Raw genomic sequence first — 16,524 nt, forward strand, 5'->3', positions numbered from 1 at the left:
TCGCAGCAGTAGACTTCGGCCATGCCCGACCCGTCGCCGTCGCTCGACCCCGCGCAGCTCGGCGCGTACTTCGCGCTCATCGAGGTGACCAGCCTGCTCCGGCACGCGGTCGAGCAGCAGCTCCGCGAGGCCGGCGACCTCAGCTACGTGCAGTTCCAGCTGCTGGCCCGCCTCGGAGACTCGCCGACGGGCAGCCACCGCATGACCGACCTGGCGGACGGCGTCGTCTACAGCCGCAGCGGCCTGACCTACCAGGCGGGCCTGCTGGAGAAGGCGGGCCTCGTCGTGCGCGCCCCCGCCTCGGACGACGAGCGGGGCATCGCCGTCACCATCACCGACGCCGGCCGCGCGCTGCTCGCCAAGGTGCTGCCCGGCCACATCGAGGTCGTGAGCGGCCTGCTCTTCGAGCCGCTGTCGCGCGACGACGTCAGGGCCCTCGCCGACCTGCTCGTGCCGGTACGGGACCACATGCGCGCCGCGCCGCCCCGCTCGGCGGCACCCCGCCGCCGCAAGCGCGGAACGTGACGGCTCCGGGCCGCCGTCCCGTAGCTCGACGCGGCGGCCCACCCGGGTAGTCCGCCCGCGCCACATCCGTGACCTCGCCGGTCGCGTGTCCGCCCTGCCCTCCCCGCATCCTCGCCGGACCCGCGGGGCCGGGACGTTTCCCGACCCCGGCCCGGGTAGGGCCGGGGTGTCGGACGCCACTTGCTTCGAATTTGAATCAGCAGTACTTTGAGTGCAGGCGCTTCGAATTTGAAGCAACTAGGACCAGTGAAGGCGAGACCCCGATGAAGGCAGTGCGTTTCCACGAGTACGGCGAGCCCGACGTCCTGCGCTACGAGGACGTGGAGCAGCCCGCCCCCGGCGCCGGCGAGGTCCGGATCCGCGTCGCCGCGACCTCGTTCAACCCCATCGACGCCGGCATTCGCGGGGGCGGCATGCGCGGTCCCATCCCGGTGAAGCTGCCGCACACCCCCGGCTTCGACGTCGCCGGCACCGTCGACGCGCTGGGCGAGGGTGTCGCCGGCGTCGAGGTGGGTGACCAGGTCGTCGGCTTCCTGCCCATGGCGGGGGCGGGCGCGGCCGCGGAGTACGTCCTCGCGCCGGCCGAGGTTCTCACGCCCGCGCCCAAGAACGTCCCGCTGGCCGACGCCGCCGCGTTGCCGGCGGTGGGCCTCACCGCGTGGCAGGCGCTCTTCGACCACGCCAAGCTGGCGGACGGGCAGCGCGTGCTGGTCAACGGCGCGGGCGGAGCGGTCGGCGGCTACGCCGTGCAGCTCGCCAAGAGGGCCGGTGCCAACGTGATCGCCACGGCCGGCCCCCGCAGCGGCGCCCGCGCCCGGGCGGCGGGCGCCGACGAGGTCGTCGACCACACCACCACGGTGCTGTCCTCGGCGGTGACCGAACCGGTCGACGTCGTGTTCAACCTCGCGCCGGTCGCCCCGGACGAGCTGGCCGCGATGACCGACCTGGTCCGTCCGGGCGGCGTCATCGTGAACACGACGGTGTGGATGCCCGCGCCCTCCGACGAGGAGCGCGGGGTGCGCGGCGTCGACCTCTTCGTCCGCAGCGACGCCGGCCAGCTGGCGCAGCTCGTGGCCCTGGTCGACAGCGGCGAGCTGCGCATCGACGTCGCCGAGCGGGTGCCGCTGGCCGAGCTGCCGGCGCTCCACGCCAGGGCCGCCGCGGGCGAGGTGTCCGGCAAGGTCGTCGTCCTCGCACCCGGCGCCTGACGGCGCCGCCCACCGGCACCTTGACCGCCTGGCCGCCCCTGCCCGGTGAAGCCGCCGAGCGCGCCCGCCCGCCTCCCGGGAGGCGGGCGGACGCGTGTGCCGTCCGGCGGAACGGCGTCATGGCCGCGAACCGCGCCTTCGTCCCTCCGCCCCGGAACGCCCCTGACCGCGGAAGGCCGCCAGCGCCAGGAGCATGCAGACGGTGAACCCGACCCCCGCCGTGAACGCGTCCCGCATGCCGTCCACCTCGGAGGAACCGGCGTGGTCGACGGTGACCAGTACGGCCACCCCCAGCGAACCGCCGATCTGCTGCATGCTCTGGAGCAGCGCCGAGGCGGCCCCGGACTCCCCGGCCGGCACCGACGCCATCGCCACGAACGTCGCCGCCACCGCCACCAGCCCCGTCCCGGCGCCGAACAGCAGTACCGGCCCGAGGATCACCCCGGCGTACGAACTGTCCCGGGTCACCTGCGTCAGCCACACCATCCCGGCCACGCACAGCACGGCCCCCGCCGCCATGATCGGCCGCGGCCCGTACCGGGGCAGCAGCCACGGCACCGCCCGGCTCGCCGCGATCAGCGCGACCGTCGTCGGGAGGAACCCGAACCCGGTCTCCAGCGGCCCGTACCCGAGGACGCCCTGGACGTAGAGCGTCAGGAAGAACAGCATCCCGCTCATGGCCGCCGTCAGCAGGAACCGCATGAGGAAGGCGCCCACCCGGTCCCGGTCGGCGAACAGCCCCAGCGGCACGATCGGCTGCCGCGCCCGCGCCTCGACCACCGGGAACAGCGCCAGCAGCACGCCCGCCCCGCAGAAGGCGGCGATCGTGAGCCCCCCGGACCACCCCCGCTCGGCCGCCCGGATGAACCCGTACACCAGCAGCGTCGAACCGACCGTGCACATGAGCGCCCCGCCCGCGTCGAACCGTCCCTCCCGCCTGGCCGACTCCTGGACGACCCGCGGCACGAGCAGGACGATCGCCGCCCCCACCGGCACGTTGACGAACAGGACCGCCCGCCACGAGGCCCACGCCGTCAGGACGCCGCCGAGCACCAGCCCGACCACCATCCCCGCGCTCGCGACGACGGAGAACACGGCCAGCGCCCGGCTCCTGCGCTCCGCGTCCTGGAACGTGGTCGCGAGGAGCGCCAGCGCGCCCGGCCCGGCCAGCGCGGCGCCGACCCCTTGCATCGCCCTGGCCGCCAGCAGCCACCCCGGCGTGACGGCGAGCCCCCCGACCAGCGACGCGACGGTGAACACCCCGACCCCCGCCGCGAACACCCGCCGGTGCCCTAACAGGTCGCCGGCCCGTCCGCCGAGCAGCAGCAACCCGCCGAACGCGAGCGTGTAGGCGTTGACCACCCACGAAAGCCCGGCGTCGCCGAACCCGAGGCCGCGCTGGATGCTGGGCAGCGCGATGTTCACGATCGAGGCGTCGACCACCAGCGTGAGCTGGGCGCCGCACAGCAGTGCCAGCGCCAGGCCCCCGCCGGCCCGGGGCACGCGGGTCCGGCGGGACGCCTTCTCAGGGAGCATGGGGGTCCTAACACCGGCGGCGAGGTAGCCCGAAAGCTAACCAACACCCCCGAACCCCACAAGGTCATCGGCGGGCGTAATGAGCGATGATCACGCCCTTGGTGGTGGTGACGCTCCCGGTGAGCTCGAACTCGGTCATGGGCGCGGTCCCGTCGAAGAGGCGCCTGCCGCCGCCGAGCGTCAGCGGGTGGATCAGCAGCGTGTACCGGTCGATCAGCCCGGCCGCGTGCAGGCTCCGGACCAGCGACGCGCTGCCGTTGATCGCCAGATCGGGCCCCGGCCGAGCCTTCAGCTCCGCGACCGTCTCGACGGCCTCGCCGCGCAGCAGCACCGAGTTCTCCCAGGCGTCCGCGTCTTCCAGGGTCCTGGACGCGACGTACTTCCTGGCCGCGTTCATGTGCGTGGTGAACGGATTGCCGTCGGTGGCCCGCCCCCACGCGGTGAAGAAGTCCTCCCACGTGCGGCGTCCGAAGAGCATGTCCCCGGAGTTGGCCATGCCCTTGGCCATCTCGCGCCCCATGACCTCGTCGTTGTACTGAGGCCCCCAACCGCTGTGAGCGAACCCGTCCCGGGTGTCCTCGTCCGGACGTCCGAGCCCCTGCACGACTCCGTCGAGCGTGACGAACATCGTGACCATGACCGACCGCATGAGCCGACCCCTTCCGTGCCAAGGGGGCCGCGCTCGCCGCGACCCCGTCACCCCCTACACGAACGTCCACCCCTCAGATCGACACGGCCGGCACCTCCGACGAGTTGGGCGACCGCAGGCCGACCCGGGGAGCGGGCGCGCGACGCGGCGTTCGGCTTACGGGCCGCAGGTAAATGGGGGTTAAATTATCCGACTACCGACTGTGACGAGCGATCGCAACAAGGAGGCGACGAACTCCCGCAAGTGACTCATGGCGATTGTTCATTCGCGGAGAGTGTTGTTTGTGTGCGAGATGCCGAATGCTACGTTCGCCGCTACCTCCGGAGGTGATCATGTGAAGGACCGGCGCAAACTGCGGGTCGGCGCCGTGAGCGTCGCCCTGCCCGCCATGGTGGCCGGTGGCGTCTACGCCCTCCCCGCGACATCGGACGGCTCCATCTCCCCGCTCCCCGCCGCGGCCCCCGGCAAGGCCGACTTCGTGATCAAGAAGGGCGCGAGCAGGACGAAGACCGTCGACGCCCTCGACAAGAAGCTGAAGAAGAGCGGCGTCCAGGCGCTGCTCAACGCCAAGGGCAACCGCAAGCTCCGCGCGGAGGGCTCGAAGGGATGCCCCCCGAAGGGCGCCAGTGTTCCGGGCAAGGCGCTCGCGTACTGCTGGGCGGCCGGCGAGGACTCCTCGAAGCAGAGATGGATCCCGCAGGGCGTCTCGAGCGTCTCCGACGCCAAGGACAACGAGAAGTGGGGCAAGGCCGGGTACACCATGGTGGTCACCTGGTACGCGCCGAAGGCCAAGAACATCCGCGTCACGTTCGTCAACCTCAGGAAGCGCACATACCGGCACGTGCTGCTGGTCATGCCCGGCATGACGAAGGGCAAGAAGGCCAGCTACAGGGACATCAAGAGCCACGCGGGCGGCGTCACCTGGTACGGCAACCACCTCTACGTCGCCGAGACCCAGCTCGGCCTGCGCGTGTTCGACATGCGCCGGATCTTCGACCTCGGCAAGAGCAAGAACGGCACCACCAAGAAGAAGGGCCGGGTCGGCCTGCACGGCAAGACCTACTACGGCCACGGCTACCGGTACGTGATGCCGCAGGTGGGCAGCTGGCTGAACGCCAAGGGCAAGGGGCCGCTGAAGAACTGCAAGGCGAGCGGCCCGCCGAAGTGGTCGTGGGTGTCGGTCGACCGCAGCGGGGTGGACTCCCTGGTCACCGGCGAGTACTGCCCCGAGCCGAAGGACCCGGGCCAGAAGGCGCCGAACGGCCGGATGGCCACCTGGCCGCTGAGGAACGGCAAGCCGCGCACCGGCGGCGACGGGTACGCCCGCGCGCTCGCGGTCTCCCCACTGCCGGTCAAGCGCGTCCAGGGCGGCGTGACCGCGTATCTCAACGGCGGCGAAGAGCACGCCTGGTTCGGTCACAACGCCAAGGGAGCGGGCGCCCGTCCGGGAGTCCTCCTGCACTCGGTGTGGAACCGGAGCAAGGGCCGCTGGGAGAAGAAGGGCACGCAGAGCCTCGCCAAGGGCCCCGAGGACCTGAGCTGCTACCGCGGCCAGGGCCGCATCTGGACGGTCGCCGAACACGCAAAAGCACGCGCCCTCTACGGCGTCCCCGTGAACAAGTGCGGCTGATCCCCTGGGTCGATCACACCAAGGGCAGAAGGGAATAGGGCGAAGGTGGGTGCACTCGCTGTCGACGTCAGGTGCTGGAGGGGTGGTGATGATCCGCACCCGCTAGCCCCGAACACCTGCCCCCACCGCCCTGCCCCTGGATCTTCGAAGGGTGCGTCTTGCCGACCTGCCTGCCCCCGATGCGTCCCCGAGGGGGGCCGGAGACGGTGACGTCGGTCACCGGTCATTCCTGCTGGATGTATGCGGGATAACTGATCTTCTTGGCCCGTACGACCACACGGCGGAACGCCCCGGGCTGAAGACCGCCCAGTTGGGTTTCGATGACGTCGTTGTAGAGCGAATCCGAGACGATCAGAGCGAGGTTGGTATCAGTGCGCCTGGCGAGTTCCCTGCGCAGCGATCCCGAGTCGAGAAGGCGGGAGACGATGATGGGCGCCCGACCGACCGGACCGAGGCAGCCGGAGGCGAGCGTTCCGTGATGGATCGCCACCCGCACCCTGATCCGCGGTTCGGGATGGCGAGCGGCGTTGACATGGGCGAGGACGTCGGCGAGTCGCTCCGGAAATACAGCGACCAGGCGGACGGGATCGGTCTCGGCAGGCAGGACGGAGAGCTCTCCGTCTCCGCCCACCTGGCGTAACCAGGCGCTTCGGTCGAGTCCCGCCAGCGTCGCGGCGTCGTCGAGTGCTCCGTGGAGAGCGGCTTGGACGGCTCGTTGGTCCTTTGTGCTCAGCGCGCTGAAGCCCTCAAGATCGACGGCGACCAGGAACCGGTAGTCCAGTCGCTGCGCGTCGTCATCGGCCAATGCCAGTTCGGTCATGGGTCATCGCACCATCTGTCCGGTGCCGCAGGTGCGTTCCCCCGTGCCAGCTCTCACTGCCACCGCTCCCTTTGGCGGCTGTACTTGCATCCCTGTTCCAGGATGCTTGATCCACTCCAATCATGCAAGCTTTCATGTAACCTGGTGCATGAAGCATCTTGACAGCTTTCATGATGCTCTGTTCCGGCAAGACAGCAGGCATGACGCCAGATGGCGTCGAAACCGAGGAGGCAGCCATGGTCCGTGAGCGGCGTGTCCCCTCCGTGCGCGGGCGTCAGCTCGCGAGAGAGCTCCGGGAACTCCGTGCGGCCCACGGCATGACGGGAGAGCAGATCGCGGACGAGCTGGGCTGGTCCAGCGCCAAGGTCTCGCGTATCGAGAACGCGCGCACGACCCTCACTCTCTCGGACCTGCGCAAGCTGCTCAACCTGTACTCGGTGCCCGAGGCCACGGCCGAACGGCTGCTCAACCTCGCTCGCACAGCGAATGAACGCGGCTGGTGGCAGGTCTACGCCGACACCATGACCCAGAATTTCGCAACGCTTATCGGCCTTGAAGACGAGGCCAGGGTCATGCATAGCTACCATCTGACCTTGGTGCCGGGACTCCTGCAGACGGAGAACTACCACCGCGCCATCATCGAGGCCAACGGTCCGCATCCGCATGGTGTGGTCGAGCGCCGGGTCCAGATTCGCCTCAACCGCCAGAGGCGCCTTCACGAGACGGAGCCGCTCGAGGTGTGGGCCGTGCTCGACGAGGCCGTGCTCCGGCGAGCCATCGGAGGCGCGGAAGTCATGCACGAGCAACTAATGCACCTGCTCCGGCTCGCCGAGAAGCCGAACATCACGCTCCAAGTCCTGCCCTATGATGCGGGCGCGCACTCCGGAGTCGCGGGTACGTTCACCACCTTGGGATTCAGTCACCCTGATGATCCCAATATCACTACCCTGGAGACACTCGTAGGAACGCTCATCATCGAGGACCCAGTCCAGGTCTTCACTTATGATCGAGCCTTCGACGAACTTCGATCCAGGGCGCTCGAGGCCGCGGACGCGAACGACATGATCTCACTGGTAGCGGCAGAATACAAGCAAGGAAAATGAGGCATGGAGATGGTTCGATGGCTGCCGATCACACTCCCGAACCCGCGTTGAGCTGGCGCAAGAGCAGGCACAGCACCGAAGGAGACTGCGTGGAGGTCGCCGCCCGGAGTTCTTTTCCGGATCGCGATACGGCAGTGATTTTCGTGCGCGATTCCAAGCATGCAATCGGAGGCAACATCTGTATTGAGGGCGACGCGTGGAATCTCTTCGTGGCGCAGGTAAAAGAAGGCGCGTTCGACCTGTAGGGACCGGGCGACAAAGAGCGGTGGCGAGATCTGGATCAGAGATCCAGTTGTCCCTGCTTTATTCGCGTGACCAACTCGGCCCATTCTGAGCCGCCCATGGAGAGAGCGGCGCCTTGGACGTCCTTGGAATCGCGGACCAGTATGCTTGTTTCGGCGCCTGCGACTTCGACGCATTGGGCGTTGTCGAACGAATTGCTACGGCTACTTTTGCGCCAGATGAGGGCGTGGCTCTCAGCGACGCCCGTGTGAGATCTGATCACGTCTGTCACTCCTCACCGGCCGAGCCTGGTGGACGGACGCTCGAGGGGCCCAGCCGGTCCACCAGGTCGACATCGGATATCTTCTATCGCTTTGCTCGGTGAGTAAAGAGCTTCTTTACGTGGGTCGTCAATGCCGTAGGTATCGGACCCCGGCCACCCTGTGCGACCTGCTGGTATCCCCCTCCCGAGTCCGCCGCCGTAGGTCGGCCGGCGGCGCCGGTCCGGCGGGGCGGTCCGCCACCCCGGAGGCCTCCGAGCACCTTCGAGTCAGTCATCAGCCTCTGCCTTATGAGCGTCCTGGCCATCGAACGCGGAGATCCGGTGCATGACCCCCGCAGCCACAGATCCTCACCTCGGTGTCGCCGGCTCATCCCCTGGCTCAGCGAACACAGAAATGATCCAGGGCGCCGAGTTCACTCGGCCTGGGCTCGCTCCCCAACCGATCGACGCCGTTCGCGCAGCCTGCCCGCTCACGTGCTCTCCTGGGACAGCGATCGCGACGCCGGCCATTCGTAGGCGAGCGTCTGATCTCCCCGCGGCCGAGTCTTGAACGTGTTCACTTCTTTGCGTTAGGCTCGTTCCACCGTGAAGGGGAGTGGGCCTGATGAGGATTGTGATACCTGGGGGGACCGGTCAGATCGGTGCGATCCTGTACCGCGCGCTGACCGCCGCCGGACATGACGTCGTGGTCCTGACCAGGCGCCCGGAACGCGGGCACGAGATCGGTTGGGACGGCGAGACGCTGGGCCCCTGGGCGGAGGCGATCGACGGCAGCGATGCCGTGATCAACCTGGCCGGACGCAGCGTGAGCTGCCGGTACACCCCGGCTAACCTGCAGGCCATGATGGATTCGCGGGTGCGCTCGACCCAGGTCGTCGGTACGGCGATCGCGGACGCCGCGAAGCCTCCTCGGGTCTGGCTCCAGATGAGCACCGCCACCATCTACTCCCACCGCTTCGACGCGCCCAACGACGAGGCGTCCGGCGTGATCGGCGGCACCGAGCCCGGAGTGCCCGCCTACTGGGCCTACAGCGTGAAGATCGCCAAGAACTGGGAGCGGGCGCAGGAACAGGCTGACACCCCCTCCACCCGCAAGGTCGCCCTGCGCTCCGCCATGGTGATGAGCCCCGACCGAGCCGGGGTCTTCGACTACCTGCTCTGGCTGGCCCGGCTGGGCCTCGGCGGCCCGGTCGCGGGCGGCGCGCAGTACGTGTCCTGGATCCACGACCAGGATTTCGTCCGCGCGGTGGAGTTCCTGATCGACCGGGACGACATCGCCGGTCCGGTGAACCTCGCGGCTCCCGACCCGGTATCGAACCGCTCCTTGATGCGGACACTGCGTAAGGCTTGGGGCGTCCCGGTGGGCCTGCCCGCGACGAAATGGATGGCCGAGCTCGGAGCGCTGGCACTGCGCTCGGACACTGAACTCCTCTTGAAAAGCCGTCGAGTCGTCCCCGGACGTCTACTCGAGGCAGGCTTCACCTTCCACCACCCCCGGTGGCAAGAGGCCGCCGAAGACCTGGTCCACCGCGTGCGCAGCTCGCGATAGCGGTGGACGCAGCGCATGGGCGGCGGAGGTGGGCACCGCCCTGCCGCCTGTCGGTCAGCTGTCCGCGCGGGAGCCCCGGCGGTGGACACTGACGGCGTAGCCGCCGCCGCGGTAGTCGTCGCCGTCCCAGGTGGCGAAGCGCTGGTGGAAGCTCAGCCCGGCGGCGGCGCACCAGGCGTCGTAGCTCGCCAGATCCACGCTCGGCGGCACCGGAAGGTGAGCGGCGTCGAGGCCGAACCCCGCCACGAGAAGTCCGCCCGGACGCAGGAGCTCGGCCATCGCCCGGATCGCCGCCGGCTCGGTGCCTTGAGCCAGCAGCGGGATGACATTGCCCGCGGCCACGACGAGATCGAAGGGATCGGCGTCCGGCAGCTCGAGAGCGGCCAGGTCGGCCCTGATCCAGGTCATCTCGGGGGCCGTCCGGCGGGCCTCGGCCAGCATGGAGGCGTCCAGGTCCACTCCGACGCAGGCGTAGCCGAGTTCGGCGAGCCGGATCGCGACACGTCCGGTACCGGTGCCGGCGTCCAGTACTCGTGAACCCGGGGGAACCAGCGCCGCGCACAGCCGCGCCTCCCCGTGCACGTCCGCCCCGGAGGCGGCGAGGTCGGCGAACCGAGCGGCGTAGTCCGCCCCGGAACTCCCACCGGTCAGATCGGACCAGCGGCTCATCGACGCCCCCTTCGCAGCGGCCGGGTACGCCAGGGTAGCCGAGCACATCCGCATCGGCGCGGTCACCGACTCGATCAAGAGCCCCGCCCGAACTACGCCAGCGAGGAATGGCTGTAGATCGTGACCACCGATCACGGCCACACCGACGCGGGCGGCCACGGCGGCAACATCGCGTCCGGATCCGGCGTCCCGGCGTCGTCGCCGTCTTGGACTACCTCGGCGTGCCCAAGCCCTCGCACCTCGACGGCAAGTCGATCTTCACGGCGAGCACCGACCCGTTCGACGCCACGTGGTCGTCGCTGGCGTCCCGCCAGGACGAGACCGGCATCCCCGCGTCCACACTCGGCTGGACGCTCACCGACGACGAGTTCTGGACGGCCACCCAGACCGGCCAGAACCGGGAGAACAACGTCCGGGCGCGCGGCGTCTTCGCCGTCGCCGAGAGCGACGAATGGGCCGACAAGACCTACTTCGGTACGTACAACACCACACTCATCTCCCCGAACGTCCCCGTCGGGGGCCGCACCACCCTGCCCATCTCGCACTACCTGCTGGAGGGCCACCAGCGCGCGACCGTTCTGGTCTCCTACGACGGTGGCGCCGACCAGCAGCTCCTGCAGTACAGCGCCGACGCCAAGTCCCGCGTCGTGGACCTGACCGCGGCCGTCCCGTCCGGCGCGCAGAACGCGTAGATCAAGTTCCGGCTGTCCAACGCGAACAACAGCCGGTACTGGGTCGTCGACAACCCCCGGTTCGGCTGACCCCTCCTGGTCAAGGGCCCCGGCTGCGGCCGGGCCCTTCTCCAACCGCACTCCCGGCTCACCGCCCGGCCCCGTGGTCGCTCCGGTGAGGGGGCGGCCGTCCGAACCAAGCCCACCGCGGTTCGAAGTCGGCAGGCCGGGACAGGCCGTGGAAGCCCGGCCGGTGGCAGGCCACGCAGGACACCGGAACGCCGCCGATGGCCCAATCGGCAGGTGGCCGGCGGGCGTTACCGCAGCGCAATGCCGCTGGACGTTTCCGCTCGCGCTCCTGAGAAAGATCTCCGCGTGTTTCGTCGCTTCGGGTGAGGGAGGACGGTCGGTATCCCGCCGACGTCCTCGGACTCGTCGGAAGGGCACCGGACGAGGAGGACTTGATGGACAAGCGGTTCAGCTGGGGCCGGATGGGCAGGCGTCGCCGGCTGCGCCGGGTGGCCAGGGACGTGTTCGGCTGGCCGGACCTGCGTCCGGGCCAGGGCGAGGCGATGGAACACCTGCTGCAGGGTCGTGACGTGCTGCTGGTCATGCCGACCGGCGGCGGCAAGTCAGCCGTCTACCAGGTCCCCGCACAGTTGCTTCCCGGGCCGACCGTGGTGATCTCGCCCCTGATCGCTCTGCAGCGCGACCAGATGGCCGCGCTCGCCGATCGCGACGCCGGCGGTGCCGTGATGGTCAACTCCGCCCAGTCCGGCGGAGCGAGCGAGGACGCCATGGACCAGATCCGGGCGGGCGGAGCGGAGTACCTCTTCCTCTCGCCCGAGCAACTGGCCAAGCCGTCGGTCGTGGAGCGGCTCGCCGCCGCGCGCCCCTCGCTGATCGCCGTGGACGAGGCGCACTGCGTCTCCTCGTGGGGCCACGACTTCCGGCCGGACTACCAGCGGCTCGGCCGGGTGATCGAGCAACTCGGCCATCCGCCGGTCATCGCGCTGACCGCGACCGCCTCGCCGCCGGTGCGCGAGGACATCCTCACGTCGCTCGGCCTTCACGACGCCCGGCAACTCGTCCGCGGTTTCGACCGCCCCAACCTGTCCCTGGAGGTACGTCGCTTCCACGAGGACGCGGACAAGAGGAAGGCGTTGGTCGAGGACGCCGCCGGACGCGAGGGACTGGGCCTCGTCTACGTCGCCACCCGGCGCGACGCCGAGACCTATGGCTGGGACCTGGCCGCGACGGGCCTGCGTGCCGCCGCGTACCACGCCGGGATGAAGGCGGCGGACCGCCACCGGGTCCACGAGGCGTTCCAGAACGACGAACTGGATGTCGTGGTGGCCACCTCGGCGTTCGGCATGGGGATCGACAAGCCCGACGTCCGCTACGTCCTGCACGCCGCTCCGCCGGAGTCCCCGGAGTCGTACTACCAGGAGATCGGCCGTGCCGGACGTGACGGGAAGCCCGCGGCCGCCGTCCTGTTCTACCGCTCTCAGGACCTGGGACTGCGCCGCTTCTTCGCCGCGGGCAAGCCCGACGAGGAGAAGCTGCTCCAGACCGCGACGCTCCTCCACTCCCATGGCGGCTCGGTTCCGGCGAGCGAGATGCGGAGTACTTTGAGCGTCGGCGCGTCCAAGCTCACCAGCCTGGTGAACCTGCTGGAACAGGCCGGAGCCGTGGAGACGACCGGCAGGGGAGAATTGCGATACGCCGAGGAAGGGCCGCCCCCCGAGGAGGCCGTGGCACGCGCCACGAAACTTGACGAGAACCGCCGCCGCGTCGACGACTCGCGCATCGACATGATGCGCGCCTACGCGGAGACCACGGATTGCCGCCGCCGCTTCCTGCTGGAGTACCTGGGCGAGCCCTACCAGGGCCCATGCGGAAACTGCGACGCATGCGAGACCGGAACAACCACCACCCCGGCCCGCGCCGACGAAGCCCCCGCCCAGCCGGACGACGACGCGCCGTTCCCCCTGCACTCCGAGGTGCAACACGCCGCCTGGGGAACCGGAACGGTCATGCGCCTGGAACCCGACCGCATCACCGTCCTCTTCGAGGAAGCCGGCTACCGCACCCTGTCCCTAGAGGCGATCCAACGCGACGAAGACCTCCTGACCCTCCGCTCCGACGCCCCCTCCACCGACTCCCGCCCCTCGGGCCGCCGCGGAAGGACACGCACCCGGAAATCCCGCACAAGCCGAGACAAGGCCACCGCAGCTAGCAAAAACTCCCCCACCGGCGTCTCCTGACCCCAGGCGCCCAGCGCCCGTTCTCGTGGCCTTCTCTCGCCTCTTCGGGGCAGAGGGATGTCACCAATGAGGTCGTCCTGGGCGGAGCAGCAGCGAGCCGGCCTGGGAGGACGGTCAGCGGGCGCAATCCTGCTTGATCTGCTTGATCAGGCCGGCGAACTGGGCGGGGGAGAGAGCAAGGCGGCCTCCGTCAGGGTCCTTGCTGTCGCGGACTCCGATCTCGGTACCTGGCGCAAGTCGTCCCAGCTCAACGCAAACATCATCGTTCGCTGAGCCACTGTATGAACTTTTGCGCCACTGAATCATCATGCGTAGTTCTCCAAGTACCTCTTGAACAGCTTGCGCGAGGCGTCCTGAGAGTCCGCCTTTGCGCCGATACGCTCAAAACTATCAATGACGTTCTTGATCTCGTCAGGCATCTCGATCAAGCGCCCGCCCCCATGGGCTCCCGCATAGGCGATGTCCCGATCGTGGAGGCCGATGAGTTGGCAGAACCCATCTGCCCCTTCGTGCTCTCCTGCCGAGAACGGAACGATGCGGAGGATCACGTTCCATCGCTCGCTCATTTCGAGGAGATGTTCGAGCTGTGGCTTCATGACCTCGGCTCCCCCCACCTGGCGTGCGAGAACGGCCTCGTCCAGGAGGGCCCGGATGTAGGGCGGATCGTCTCGCTCCAGGGTGGCTCGCTTCCGAGCGATTCGGGCGCCGAGCACTGCTTCGCGATCTTTCGATGTGCTCAGCCGGCCGTACCTGCGCGTGTAGTCGTCGGTCTGGAAAAGCAGGGGGATCAGTTGGCCGTGGAACACCTTGATCTCCGCTGCCTGCCGCTCGTGCTGACTGTACTGCTTGAACCAGTTTGGGTCGTGAGCCATCCGGGCGTACCAGAGCAGCAGCTCGAACAGTCCACCGGTTTCGAGCTTCACGTCCAGCCGCCTGGCGTAGTCGACCTGGAGCTTCGCTCGCCCGGCCTCGATGTTCGAAGCACTTGATCGCGCCATTCCAATGATCTTGCCTACTGGGTGAGCGACATTCCTTCCTTCTCCCTTGTGAACCGGAGGCAGTAGGCAAGAAAGTGCCACATAGAGATCGTGGGGTCGAGTGAGTCCCGGACGATCGCCATGGCTACTCCCTGTTTTTGGTTTCTCTCGATACAGGCAAAGCTGGAGTGTGCCGCTGATTCTTTTCCCATGAATTCGGAATCTCGGCCAAGGGCTGGACGATGGTGATGACGGCGCGCGGGGATCTCCTTATTTCCCTTATGGGCACAGCGTCCGCAGTGGGACTGGCTCGTACCCTTGTGGACGCACGAATCCGCAACTGGAACTATTTCGGCATTCTCGACAACGCGCTTCTCGTCGTCTCCGAGCTCGTCACGAACGCGAGCCGCCAGACGCCGCACCAGGAGATCCGCCTCCAGCTCAGCCGGGACGGGCACGGCATCGTCATCGCCGTCTGGGACGCCGACTACGCCCTCCCTCAGACCAAGCCGATGAAGGAACTCACCTTCGAAGACCTCGACCTCTCCGAGGAGGCGTTCGACGACAACGGCGGCTCGGGTCTTCACATCGTCCAAGCGCTCTCGACCAAGTGCGGTGTGACCGGCGACCCCGCCGGCGGCAAGGGGATCTGGTCACGCATCCAACCGTGACCGTCGCGCCGAGTGCCAACTGTTCGCGGCATCCGTCGCCACCGCCACCTGAATAAATGCGCATGGCATGTCCAATTAACGGCCCACCGATTAACGGCATTCAAACTGTCGTCAACGAATGGGCGGATATCTGGCGCCGGCACTTGCCATCCCAAACCGGCGTGGACGGTCTATCCCAACTGTGGCGAAGTCACGGTCGGGAGAACAAAGGAGAGAACATGGCAACCGACGAGGAAGACCTGGCGAGGGTCAGAGAGAACCCCCTTCAGCTGGCCCGGATGAACTGGGTCACGGAACTGCGGAAGCGGGCTGGAGGGGGCTCAGAGGACCCCGCAGCGGAGCCCGAAGGAAGGGCCGGGACGGGCGAGGGCACGTCCCCGCCTGACACGCGCACCAGCTAGTTCCCCTGCGGTCCGGTAACACGGCCCCATCGGGTTCGTAGCAGCAAGTAGGCGGGCCGGGCTCATTGAGCCCGGCCCGTCGTCCCCTTCGGATGGACAGCGCGGCGGGCGGGCCCCCATGCATGACATCCACTGGTAGGGGTCATGCTGATCAGCAAGGGGTGCGCGGCCCAAGATTCGAGGCGGTTCGACGTCCAACACCGTAAGACCGAATCGGGGGAGCGTCTGAGGTCTCTCCACAGGGGCAACTGCCGCGGTGGTGGCTGCGAACACGAACAGGGCGCACACCGATCATTGATGTACGCCCTGGGGTGCGGGTGCGCCGTCAGGGACTTGAACCCCGAACCCGCGGATTAAGAGTCCGCTGCTCTGCCAATTGAGCTAACGGCGCCTGTCGTACGGGCCTCGGCGGCGGGCCGGGGTCCCTCGCGACAGGAAGAACAGTATCAGGCCCTGCGGACCAGTGCGAACCGGTTTAGCCCCGGGCCGGAAGGACGCTCATCATGCCGCGCCACAGGGCGATCGCGGTGGCCCGGGAGCCCACGCCGAGCTTGGCGTAGATGCGGTTGACGTGGTTCTTTACCGTCTTCTCGCTGAGGAAGAGCTGGCGGGCGATCTCGCCGTTGGAGCGCCCGGTGGCGATCAGATCCATGACCTCGGCTTCGCGGGCGGACAGGCCCAGGGTGGTGCGGGACGCGTGGCGGACACCGCGGACGAGATCGTGGGCGGTGAAGGAGCCGGGAACGAGGGTGCCGCAGGCGCCGGCGCGGAGAGCGGCCTCGACGGCGGGCTGGTCGTCAGAGGCGAGGACGAAGACACGGGAGGACGTACTGAGGGGCAGCGCGTGATCCGCGGCGGCCGCGTCCAGCAGGACGATGTCGGGCCGCAGGCGCTCGGCCAGCGGGCCCGCCGCGGCCGGGTCGGGTGTGTCGGCAACGACCTGGAACTCGTCGCTGCCATCAAGCACGGAGATCACATCAGCCCTGCCCCGAGCGTCCCCGTCCACCACGAGTACCCGCAGCGGAGCCGTCTCATCGACACTCATCCGTCGCCCTTGGCGTGTCGTTGACATTTCTAGGGTCGGAGCATAACCGCATGATCTTCGAAGGTCGATGAACCGGCGCCTACGGACGCCTTATCGAGACCGGAACGACGTCGGGGCCCGATTGTCGGTGGACGGCCAGGCGCTGAGAGCTGGAGTGAGCGGAGGGGTTTCGACCTCCAACGTCCGGCCCATATCAGGGCACGTCAAGGCAATATGCCCGATGCCTGCCCCCTAGGGGCTGTCTCGAAGTCTGGTGTGTGACGGTGTGTCGTGATCCTTAAACAGCGAGGTCTCCGGT

At 68.5% G+C, this 16,524-nt stretch carries 17 protein-coding genes and 1 tRNA gene; 9 read left to right on the plus strand and 9 right to left on the minus strand.

Annotated features, from left to right (window positions below; all coding sequences use genetic code 11):
• The first annotated feature begins 21 nt into the window (after positions 1-21).
• Together FKD65_RS33285 and FKD65_RS33290 are read left to right on the plus strand one after the other, a co-directional pair.
• Positions 22-525 (plus strand): MarR family winged helix-turn-helix transcriptional regulator, encoded by a 504-nt coding sequence (locus tag FKD65_RS33285; RefSeq protein ID WP_141582312.1) that lies wholly within the window; start codon positions 22-24, stop codon positions 523-525.
• Between the two features lie 263 nt (positions 526-788).
• A complete protein-coding gene (locus tag FKD65_RS33290; RefSeq protein ID WP_141582314.1) occupies positions 789-1,733 on the plus strand; it encodes an NADP-dependent oxidoreductase in 945 nt (314 codons plus the stop codon).
• Between the two features lie 117 nt (positions 1,734-1,850).
• Here the strand turns inward: FKD65_RS33290 and FKD65_RS33295 are convergent, their stop codons facing one another.
• Both FKD65_RS33295 and FKD65_RS33300 read right to left on the minus strand, forming a co-directional pair.
• Positions 1,851-3,269 carry an MFS transporter gene (locus FKD65_RS33295; RefSeq protein ID WP_141582316.1) on the minus strand — a complete coding sequence of 473 codons (1,419 nt, stop codon included), beginning with the start codon at positions 3,267-3,269 and terminating at the stop codon, positions 1,851-1,853.
• Between the two features lie 64 nt (positions 3,270-3,333).
• Positions 3,334-3,918, minus strand: a complete 585-nt coding sequence (locus FKD65_RS33300) for a dihydrofolate reductase family protein (RefSeq protein ID WP_141582318.1) — start codon at positions 3,916-3,918, stop codon at positions 3,334-3,336.
• A 334-nt stretch (positions 3,919-4,252) separates the two neighbouring features.
• On the opposite strand from FKD65_RS33300, the gene FKD65_RS33305 reads away from it, so the two are divergent.
• Entirely contained in the window at positions 4,253-5,548 is a 1,296-nt protein-coding gene (locus tag FKD65_RS33305) for a hypothetical protein (protein ID WP_141582320.1), read from the plus strand.
• A 223-nt stretch (positions 5,549-5,771) separates the two neighbouring features.
• Here the strand turns inward: FKD65_RS33305 and FKD65_RS33310 are convergent, their stop codons facing one another.
• Entirely contained in the window at positions 5,772-6,368 is a 597-nt protein-coding gene (locus FKD65_RS33310; RefSeq protein WP_141582322.1) for a hypothetical protein, read from the minus strand.
• Between the two features lie 158 nt (positions 6,369-6,526).
• Between FKD65_RS33310 and FKD65_RS33315 the strand changes: the two genes are divergently transcribed.
• Positions 6,527-7,471 (plus strand): helix-turn-helix transcriptional regulator, encoded by a 945-nt coding sequence (locus tag FKD65_RS33315; protein WP_141582324.1) that lies wholly within the window; start codon positions 6,527-6,529, stop codon positions 7,469-7,471.
• A 17-nt stretch (positions 7,472-7,488) separates the two neighbouring features.
• A complete protein-coding gene (locus FKD65_RS33320; protein WP_141582326.1) occupies positions 7,489-7,716 on the plus strand; it encodes a DUF397 domain-containing protein in 228 nt (75 codons plus the stop codon).
• Positions 7,717-7,751: 35 nt separating this feature from the next.
• Here the strand turns inward: FKD65_RS33320 and FKD65_RS33325 are convergent, their stop codons facing one another.
• Complete coding sequence (locus tag FKD65_RS33325) at positions 7,752-7,985, minus strand: DUF397 domain-containing protein (protein WP_368367156.1); 234 nt, start codon at positions 7,983-7,985, stop codon at positions 7,752-7,754.
• Positions 7,986-8,580: 595 nt separating this feature from the next.
• On the opposite strand from FKD65_RS33325, the gene FKD65_RS33330 reads away from it, so the two are divergent.
• Positions 8,581-9,525, plus strand: a complete 945-nt coding sequence (locus FKD65_RS33330; RefSeq protein WP_141582328.1) for a TIGR01777 family oxidoreductase — start codon at positions 8,581-8,583, stop codon at positions 9,523-9,525.
• A gap of 54 nt (positions 9,526-9,579) precedes the next feature.
• Here the strand turns inward: FKD65_RS33330 and FKD65_RS33335 are convergent, their stop codons facing one another.
• Positions 9,580-10,194, minus strand: a complete 615-nt coding sequence (locus FKD65_RS33335; protein ID WP_141582330.1) for a bifunctional 2-polyprenyl-6-hydroxyphenol methylase/3-demethylubiquinol 3-O-methyltransferase UbiG — start codon at positions 10,192-10,194, stop codon at positions 9,580-9,582.
• A 206-nt stretch (positions 10,195-10,400) separates the two neighbouring features.
• On the opposite strand from FKD65_RS33335, the gene FKD65_RS33340 reads away from it, so the two are divergent.
• Both FKD65_RS33340 and FKD65_RS33345 read left to right on the plus strand, forming a co-directional pair.
• The gene (locus FKD65_RS33340; protein ID WP_141582332.1) at positions 10,401-10,886 is read left to right on the plus strand and encodes a hypothetical protein; all 486 of its coding nucleotides are present in this window, start codon (positions 10,401-10,403) and stop codon (positions 10,884-10,886) included.
• Between the two features lie 443 nt (positions 10,887-11,329).
• Positions 11,330-13,132: an ATP-dependent DNA helicase RecQ gene (locus FKD65_RS33345; protein ID WP_205718323.1), complete on the plus strand. Its 1,803-nt coding sequence runs from the start codon at positions 11,330-11,332 to the stop codon at positions 13,130-13,132.
• Positions 13,133-13,246: 114 nt separating this feature from the next.
• Here FKD65_RS33345 and FKD65_RS33350 read toward each other — a convergent pair whose 3' ends face one another.
• Positions 13,247-13,441: a DUF397 domain-containing protein gene (locus tag FKD65_RS33350; protein ID WP_168221269.1), complete on the minus strand. Its 195-nt coding sequence runs from the start codon at positions 13,439-13,441 to the stop codon at positions 13,247-13,249.
• Positions 13,438-14,130 carry a DUF5753 domain-containing protein gene (locus tag FKD65_RS33355; RefSeq protein WP_141582334.1) on the minus strand — a complete coding sequence of 231 codons (693 nt, stop codon included), beginning with the start codon at positions 14,128-14,130 and terminating at the stop codon, positions 13,438-13,440. The genes FKD65_RS33350 and FKD65_RS33355 overlap by 4 nt, the downstream gene beginning before the upstream one ends.
• Positions 14,131-14,429: 299 nt before the next feature.
• On the opposite strand from FKD65_RS33355, the gene FKD65_RS33360 reads away from it, so the two are divergent.
• Positions 14,430-14,780 carry an ATP-binding protein gene (locus FKD65_RS33360; protein ID WP_168221270.1) on the plus strand — a complete coding sequence of 117 codons (351 nt, stop codon included), beginning with the start codon at positions 14,430-14,432 and terminating at the stop codon, positions 14,778-14,780.
• Between the two features lie 719 nt (positions 14,781-15,499).
• Here the strand turns inward: FKD65_RS33360 and FKD65_RS33365 are convergent.
• Positions 15,500-15,572: transfer RNA gene (locus tag FKD65_RS33365), tRNA-Lys, on the minus strand.
• Positions 15,573-15,656: 84 nt separating this feature from the next.
• Complete coding sequence (locus FKD65_RS33370; RefSeq protein ID WP_141582338.1) at positions 15,657-16,226, minus strand: response regulator transcription factor; 570 nt, start codon at positions 16,224-16,226, stop codon at positions 15,657-15,659.
• Between the last annotated feature and the right edge of the window lie 298 nt (positions 16,227-16,524).

Source organism: Actinomadura sp. WMMA1423 (genome assembly GCF_006547145.1).
Taxonomy (GTDB): domain Bacteria; phylum Actinomycetota; class Actinomycetes; order Streptosporangiales; family Streptosporangiaceae; genus Spirillospora.